The organism is Serratia sp. H1w, from assembly GCF_000633355.1.
Lineage (GTDB): Bacteria > Pseudomonadota > Gammaproteobacteria > Enterobacterales > Enterobacteriaceae > Chania.
The window spans coordinates 95,171-102,392 of record NZ_AYMQ01000031.1; the positions used below are offsets into that span (position 1 = coordinate 95,171).

The 7,222-nt window shown below is 52.7% G+C and carries 8 protein-coding genes and 1 pseudogene; 7 read left to right on the forward strand and 2 right to left on the reverse strand.

Translation table 11 applies throughout. The features are described 5' to 3' along the window. Positions 1-325: 325 nt before the first annotated feature. Both U869_RS30455 and U869_RS0105165 read right to left on the reverse strand, forming a co-directional pair. Positions 326-565: an ogr/Delta-like zinc finger family protein gene (locus U869_RS30455; RefSeq protein ID WP_071998200.1), complete on the reverse strand. Its 240-nt coding sequence runs from the start codon at positions 563-565 to the stop codon at positions 326-328. Next, on the reverse strand, positions 562-1,404 hold the full coding sequence (locus U869_RS0105165) for an NAD-dependent aldehyde dehydrogenase (protein WP_232785326.1): 843 nt from the start codon (positions 1,402-1,404) through the stop codon (positions 562-564). The genes U869_RS30455 and U869_RS0105165 overlap by 4 nt, the downstream gene beginning before the upstream one ends. Before the next feature lie 424 nt (positions 1,405-1,828). Here U869_RS0105165 and U869_RS0105170 point away from each other — a divergent pair, with 424 nt between their 5' ends. The 7 genes and pseudogenes from U869_RS0105170 to U869_RS32130 all read left to right on the forward strand — a co-directional run. Next, entirely contained in the window at positions 1,829-2,089 is a 261-nt protein-coding gene (locus tag U869_RS0105170; protein ID WP_025119863.1) for an AlpA family transcriptional regulator, read from the forward strand. Continuing rightward, positions 2,086-2,334, forward strand: a complete 249-nt coding sequence (locus tag U869_RS0105175) for a hypothetical protein (RefSeq protein ID WP_025119864.1) — start codon at positions 2,086-2,088, stop codon at positions 2,332-2,334. The genes U869_RS0105170 and U869_RS0105175 overlap by 4 nt, the downstream gene beginning before the upstream one ends. Positions 2,335-2,339: 5 nt before the next feature. Further along, positions 2,340-2,882, forward strand: coding sequence for a host cell division inhibitor Icd-like protein (locus U869_RS0105180; RefSeq protein WP_025119865.1), 543 nt, complete (start codon positions 2,340-2,342; stop codon positions 2,880-2,882). After that, complete coding sequence (locus tag U869_RS0105185; RefSeq protein WP_024530887.1) at positions 2,879-3,142, forward strand: hypothetical protein; 264 nt, start codon at positions 2,879-2,881, stop codon at positions 3,140-3,142. The genes U869_RS0105180 and U869_RS0105185 overlap by 4 nt, the downstream gene beginning before the upstream one ends. After that, positions 3,139-3,480 carry a DUF5375 family protein gene (locus U869_RS0105190; RefSeq protein ID WP_025119866.1) on the forward strand — a complete coding sequence of 114 codons (342 nt, stop codon included), beginning with the start codon at positions 3,139-3,141 and terminating at the stop codon, positions 3,478-3,480. The genes U869_RS0105185 and U869_RS0105190 overlap by 4 nt, the downstream gene beginning before the upstream one ends. Positions 3,481-3,490: 10 nt before the next feature. Further along, complete coding sequence (locus U869_RS0105195; RefSeq protein WP_025119867.1) at positions 3,491-5,815, forward strand: primase-helicase zinc-binding domain-containing protein; 2,325 nt, start codon at positions 3,491-3,493, stop codon at positions 5,813-5,815. Positions 5,816-6,693: 878 nt separating this feature from the next. Continuing rightward, positions 6,694-7,222: pseudogene (locus U869_RS32130) on the forward strand (DUF2971 domain-containing protein); the annotation flags it as partial.

Consider the following 7,222-nt stretch of genomic DNA (forward strand, 5'->3'; position numbering starts at 1 on the left):
CTTCTCCTTATCTATGTATTTCTTTAGATTATATTCTTTTACTCTGTTTAGGCCATCCCTTCTCATTTATTAACTGGCGCGCAATGCTATCCCCGCCTCGCCTGCCCGCTTTATGTGTCGCATTTCATGCAGATGCATAGCGGGCTTGAAGCCGCGCCAGCACTGGGGCGAGGTAGGCTAAACACGCTCATTATACGCATGCAAAATCATGCACTCTATGCATGCACGCGCAGTTTGAGGCAGGCTAGCCAGAAAAAAGGCTGGTTTTGGGAGAGCCGTGGAAAACAAAAAAACGCATCTTGGTAAAAGATGCGGGGATGGTTAATCAATGCAGGTGATTATTATTGCCGTAACGGTTTAACGTTCGACGTTCCGGCGGGGGCGGTGCCGGAATAGTTTCCGGTGGAGAGGGCCGTCGTATAACATGCTCAATACTTTCCCGCGTTTTAAAGGTGCTAGAACAGTCGATATTCTGGCACTGGTAATACGCCTCTTTGGTCTGTTCAGTTAAATACCGGCTGGTGCGGGTATGTGAACCACTGCGGCAAAAGGGACAACGCATCATGATTTAATCCCCCGTTCCTTAAATTTCTTGCGTTTTTCCGCTATTTCCGTTGCCAACTGCCAGCGTTTAACTGGGCTGTCGCGCAGCGCCGGTAATACCCCCGTTTCCTCGGGCTGTGCCAGTCCGATTTCACTCAGCATCGGGTGCTCAATGTTCTTTTGCGCCGTAGCCGTAATAACATGCGCAGTCAGCGCCCCCAATACGCGCTGTTCAATCACTCTCATCGGGTTATCGTGGTAAACACTGTAGGCTTTCTTTGCCAGGGAGCAGGCATTGACAACATCGGCGCTCAAGAGCGCTTTCCCCAGGGCGTCCACGGCCTGAGCCATTGCGTGCTCGGCAAAGGCGTTCAAAGCCTCTCGGTGCGCGTCGACCAGCTTGGGTGCCGTCGTTCCACAGCAAAGGTGGAGGTACATTTTATCCACCTCCATTTCTTCAATCAGGCCGTCGAACTCTTTGGTCAGTTCCCGCTTGGAGATCCGGCTGTGGTGCTGTGCTTGCAACTCCGGGGTCATTTCCCCACGCAGTTTGCGGAACAGGGTGCGCCACTGGCTTTCCGCTTCGTGACTTTCTACCTCGGTGTCTTTCTTCTGTTGATGGCAACGGGCGATGCCTGTTACGACCTCCGTTAGCTCCTGGGCGTTTTTGTCGTGGGCGGCGCGGGCATCACGCAGCGCTTGCAGCTTTTGGGTGATGGACTTGGGTAGCGTGGTGCTCATGGTGGTGTCTCCGGTGTTCGTCAATGTGTCGCCATTCTGTTGATAACCGCACAACATCGCTATCAATGCCCGTTGGATCACCGGCAGGACAACACCCCGTGAAATTGCCCAGAAAATCATCACCAAGATTTTAGTTTTTATATAAACTATTAACTACTGTTCACTTTAATAAAAAATAGAGTTAAATCAGTAAGTAAAGTAGTGAACAGTTGACTTAAAACTCATCACTCACTGTTCACTACTGTTCACCCTGCCCAAAATTGACCTTTTCCCTGGCTAGCCTCTTCATCGTCTTTTCAAACGTTTTTACCTATTGATTATTATTTATTTACCACTATTTCTTTCTGATTGAACTCTTCCTCCCCTTCCTCATCCCTCATCACTATTAATCACATAATGTGTATGTTTTTCAGTCAATTGCGTAATCCACCACACAACAAACCCTTGTTGCCATCATGAAAAATATTCACATAATAGGGCGCTACCACACGAGTCCACACAGTCCCGGTGAGTCACCACCGGATATAAACGAGGTAGCATAACCATGCTTGCAGTTGCCACACCGTCCCGTTCTACCCCCGCGCCAACCCTGACCGAGCCAACGTCCCGCGATCGCTTTATGCGCCTGCCTGAAGTGCTCTATACCACCGGCCTTTCCCGCTCCACCGTGTATGAAATGATTGGGCGTTCACAGTTCCCAAGCCAGATTTCCCTGGGCGGTAAGAATGTTGCCTGGCTTGAGTCTGAGGTTGAAGAATGGATGGCTGAACGTATCGCCAACCGTCACCCGGAGGCCGTAGCATGATGCTCCTGACGCTCGGCCAACAAACCTTTAGCCTGGATCACGGCGATGCCCTGTTTGTGGCAGAAGCTATCCTGATGCTGCGCAAGAACCCTAAAATGGCCCTGTCTGAACGCCACAGCGCCAAGCATGGCGTGATTGCCCTTACTTGCCAGGGGCCCTCGATTTACCACCGGCCCCAAGTGCGCCATGTACCGCTTTCCAACGCCGCCGACAGCTACAAAACCTCTGACCTGACAGACTGTTGATCACTATGCGATCGATTGAACATCCGTATGCGTTTTCTGGCTTGCCCTGGCGGCAAGCCCTACGTTATAGTCCTTGCGCTGTCGCACAATCGGCAGCCGGGCGTGAGAACCCGTGTTACTTATTGGCGACTCAACACGCGCCTAGCGTGTTTTTTTATGTCGTGGCCTTGGTGCGCTCATTTTTTGCACAGTGGTTTTTATGCTACTGTAGCGATCAAACAATGGTGGCTCAGGCGGGGCAGCCTTCGGGCTGGCCGGTTTCCAATAAGGCCGGTTTCTCACCCCCGTCTGGGCTACCACCCTTGCGTGAGAACTTAGGTGGTAGCAATAACCAATACTTATTGGAGGCTGCCACCATGGCTACTACCCTCACCCCGTCACACCCGCAATTTGTCTTCCTGTTTGCTGCCGTGCGCCGCAACACCACCACATTACAGCCCTGCATGCTGCGTACCGTCGCCGATTGTGAGCAAGCCGCCCGTCGCGCCCTGGTTCGTGATTACGTGCTGTCCTTCGCAGGCCGTCTGCCTGTCGCGGAGGTGGCATGAATACCCTGGCCGCCCGTTTCTATAGCGATACCCACTACCCGATCCCGCACGCCGATTTCCTGCGCTTGCAGCATGCACACTCTGTCGGGGTATTGTTCCTCGATATGCTCGATCAGATGAACTGCTGCGGCCAACGCCCGGACAGCTTCCAACAAGATGCTCTAGCTTCCGTGGTGGCGGTACTGACCGACCAACTCGGACAGGTGGTCACCACCTGCGAATCCCATATCAATCACAACCTGGAGGCGACCGCCGCATGAACACACTCAATCAATCCTGCCTGCCTATTGAAGTGCGTACAGCGGTGTATCGCCGTGCGGTGGCGCAAGCCTATCTCGATACCTGCGCCTTTTATGGGCTTAGTCTCGGTTACTCGCTGGATGAATTGCAAATGACCATCGCCATGCAGTTGGAAGGCTACTTTGTTGGTCAGCATGGCCCGGAAGAGGGTATGGACATGGCGTGTGCCATGTTGGGTGATATGGTGCAGCCGGATATCCTGGTCGCTCCTCCCCGCCTGACGCCGTTAGGGCAAAAGATGATGGATGAACTGTGCTGTGACCAGCTCGCCGCCACCGCTAATACGACCGTGCATTAAGGGAGCGACGATGATGCTATTAAACGTTTCACATACCTCACGTGCAGCAACCGGCCAATGGCCGGTATTACTTCCTGCCCTGGGCATTCACATCACCGCCGGGAGCCGGGAGCAGCCTTGCCCGGTCTGCGGCGGCAAAGACCGTTTTCGCTTCGACAACCAGCAAGGACGTGGAACCTGGTTCTGTAACCAGTGTGGCGGCGGGGATGGTCTGTCACTGGTCGAAAAGGCGCTGGCGGTGACCACCAAAGAGGCCGCTAACAAGGTGGCCGGGGTATTGGGTAACACCTCACACGCCCCATTACCGGTGCAGGATAGCCAACAGGATAAAACTCAGGCCCGGCAACAGGCCGCCGAACAGGCCCGCCAACTGTTGGCCGCCGCAGTCCCCCAGGCAGGCAATGCCTACCTTACCCGCAAAGGCTGGCCGGATGTGGACACCCTGACCTTACAGGGCAAGCCCCTGCGCGTGGGCGGTATCACTTACCAACCCGGTGACCTGCTGTTACCGCTGACCAATGCCGCCGGGGAGGTGGTCAACGTCCAGTTGATCAACACAGCAGGCGACAAGCGCACCCTGGCCGGAGGGCAGGTCAAAGATGCCTGCCATTCTCTGCCCGGGCCGGATCACGCGGTGATCTGGTTAACGGAAGGCTACGCGACCGGGCTGACCGTGCATCAACTGACCGGGGAAAGCGTCTGTATTGCGCTCAGTGCCAATAACCTGCCCGCCCTGGCCCAACAGTTGCGCGCACAATACCCGGATGCCTTGCTGTTGCTGGCCGCCGACAATGACGAGAACGGCACCGGCCAAACCCGCGCCACTGAGGCGGCCCAACTGACCGGCACTAAATTGGCATTACCGCCAGTGGCCGGCGATTGGAACGATCTCTATCAGCAACAGGGCAAACTCCCTACCCTGGCACAGTTGCAGGCGTTTAACCCACCGCAGCACCCTAGCCCGTTCGACACCCTCAGCGATGCCGACCTGAAAGCCATGAGCGCCAGTGAGAAAGCCGCACTGCTGGCCGAACACTACCAGCACTTGCTGGCGGTGCCGCCGGTGGGGGAAGATTTGTGCCGCTACGAGAACGGCGCATGGCAGGTATTGCCTTACCGGGTACTCAGCCGGGAAATTGCCGCCCTGTTCCAGAAAATCCGCGCCCCGTTCTCTGCCTCCGGGATCGGCAGCGTCCTGGATACACTTAAACTGATGGTGCCACAGATGGGCACCCCGGCCCGCCAGTTGATCGGTTTTCGTAATGGGGTGTTTGATACCGTCACCGGCACTTTCAGTGCCCACCAGAAAACCCACTGGCTGCGCACTGTGAACAGCGTGGACTACACGCCATCCAAGGCCGGGGAAAATCTGGCCGACCACGCGCCCTACTTCTGGCGCTGGCTGACGCGGGCCGCCGGGCAGCAACCCGATAAACGGGAACGTATCCTCGCGGCGCTCTTTATGGTGCTGGCAAACCGCTATGACTGGCAGATGTTCCTGGAAGTGACCGGGCCGGGCGGCAGCGGTAAGAGCGTGATGGCCTCGATCGCCAGCCTGCTGGCCGGGAAAGACAACACCACCTCGGCCTCTATCGATACGCTGGAATCCTCGCGGGATCGGGCCTCGGTGGTCGGGTTCTCGCTGATAATCCTGCCTGATCAGGAGAAATGGAGCGGTGACGGGGCGGGTATCAAGGCGATCACCGGCGGTGATGCCGTCGCCATCGATCCGAAATACCGTGATGGCTACTCCACCCATATTCCGGCGGTGATCCTGGCGGTGAACAACAACCCGATGCAATTCAGTGACCGCAGCGGTGGCGTATCCCGTCGCCGGGTGATCCTGCCGTTTCCGGAGGTGATACCGACCCATGAGCGAGATCCGCAGCTCCTGACCAAAATCACCGGTGAACTGGCGGTGATTGTGCGCCACCTGATGCAACGCTTTGCCAACCCGAACGACGCCCGCGATCTGCTCCAGGCGCAGCAACACTCGGATGAAGCGCTGGAGATCAAACGCAGTGCCGATCCGCTGGTTGATTTTTGTGGCTACCTGCTGGAAGAGAGTGAACCCCACGGCCTGTATATGGGGAACGCCAATATTGTGCCCGCCAACCCGCGCAAATATCTGTATCACGCTTACCTCTCTTATATGGAGGCGCGAGGGCACAAATACCCGTTAAATCTGACCGCGTTCGGGCGGGCTATCCCGCAGACCTTGCGCGAATACGAGATCACCTTGCTTAAGCGCAAGACCAATCAGGGGATACAGACCAACCTGGTACTGAGTGAGGATTGTGAGGCCGATTGGCTGCCTAAGTGTGAAGCCCACTGAGTGAACGCGGTCACGATCGTTTTCACCGATCAATACGCGGCTATTGATCTGCCGAACCCATTGGACGCTGCCGCAGTGAGGCATTTATAGTCCCTTGTATAAACTGCATACAGTCCAACACCAGGGAAAATGTATCGGTTATCCTTCCGGCCCGTTTGCGGGCCGTTCGCTCCCCCATTCACTACAACAGCAAAACCGGCTCCGGCCGGTTTTTTTGTGCTTGCCGATCGCCACTGTTCACGCTGGAGTGAACAGTTGTGTACAGTTCCCAGATAACTCACCACCATTTAACATAATGATTTATATATAAAATTCAAAAAGTGAACAGTGTGACCAGTTTTTCTATAAATCTTTTTTTGTGGCAACGTTCCGGCTGGTTTTGTGTTCGCGGATCGGGACTGTTCACACTGGAGTGAAGAGTTGTGCACAGTTCCCGGAAAACTCATCACCCTTTAATGCAATGATTTATATAGATAAAATTAAAAAGTGAACAGTGTGACTAGTTTTTCTATAAATCTTTTTTTCTAAGCACTACGGCAGTTCAGAGTTATGATGGCTTAGTATTCACTTAGGGAATGCCTCAACATGATGGAACGTACGAAAAAAACACTTTTGGATGGATTAGAACACCATGGCTTCAGTGTATTAGCTCAGACTTGACTTGACACGGCTATGGCACAGAGCAAAACCCAATCTGACAGGCAGCTCTGTGCCAGGAGCGGACATTAGTAAAGATGCTAGTTTATATTTAACAAAAAAGTCATAAAGGCACTGCAATAAATTAGTGACAATGAGTTGAAAAATAGGCAGAATCAGATTAATTTCTTATTCAATTAATATAAAAGGCTAGAGTCCCAACACATTTAGGAGAATATTTAATGATACTGTATAAATATGTCGATTTATGCACTGGAATGAAAATTGTAAGAAACCCTTCAGTAAAATTCACACATCCTTACGATCTTAATGATCCATTCGAAATAACCTCTTCATTTTATGAGGCTGATGACCATGACTACTCACATAAAAATAATTACTCAAATCTGCTTAAATTAACATCTAGTTATGGAGTCCTTTCATTATCAAGAGCGCCGCTAAATGCTTTAATGTGGGCACATTACGCACGGGGGAAACGACATGGGGATAGTAAATTCATTCATTTTGGAGAAAACAATACAACTCACGGGGGATTAGTCATAGGAATTGATGCTGACAAGGCCGGGCTAAACGATGAAGGAAATAATATAATACCTGCAAAATTTGGTAGTGTAATTTACACATCGACAAAACCAACTTCGAGATTCAATGATTCAGAAAATATAAATATCATTGAGGGAATGGTAACTCATTATGATTATAAATACTTAGAGGCACTACAAAGGATGTTTTGGTCATGTATTCAATGTG